Annotated in this window: 1 protein-coding gene; it reads left to right on the forward strand. The window is 66.0% G+C overall.

Going from position 1 to position 385, the window contains the following annotated elements:
* Positions 1-193: 193 nt before the first annotated feature.
* Positions 194-385 (forward strand): NAD-dependent epimerase/dehydratase family protein (locus tag EOA29_RS40905; protein ID WP_127222630.1); only part of this gene is annotated, 192 nt, incomplete at its 3' end.

Raw genomic sequence — 385 nt, forward strand, 5'->3', positions numbered from 1 at the left:
TCTTCGTCATTCGCGGCGGCAACGGCCAATCGGTCGACGCGCGCATCGGCAGGGCGTTCTGACGAGGGCCGAAACAAGCTCGTGATTGGCTCCGCCTGGCCTTTGCCTTTGGCGCGAAACCGACTATGAAACGGCTTCAGCCAGCCCCAGTATCTGGGCCCAATACCCTCGGGAAAGCGCGCCGGAGCCAGCCATGACCGAAATCCTGCAGATCCCAAAGCTCGTCGTCGTCTTCGGCGGCTCCGGCTTTGTCGGCCGTCATGTCGTGCGGGCGCTGGCCAAGCGCGGCTATCGCATCCGGGTGGCGTGCCGCCGTCCCGACCTGGCCGGCCATCTGCAGCCGCTCGGCAATGTCGGCCAGATCCAGCCGGTGCAGGCCAATGTG

The sequence above is a fragment of the Mesorhizobium sp. M1E.F.Ca.ET.063.01.1.1 genome, assembly GCF_003998155.1.
Taxonomy (GTDB): Bacteria; Pseudomonadota; Alphaproteobacteria; order Rhizobiales; family Rhizobiaceae; genus Mesorhizobium.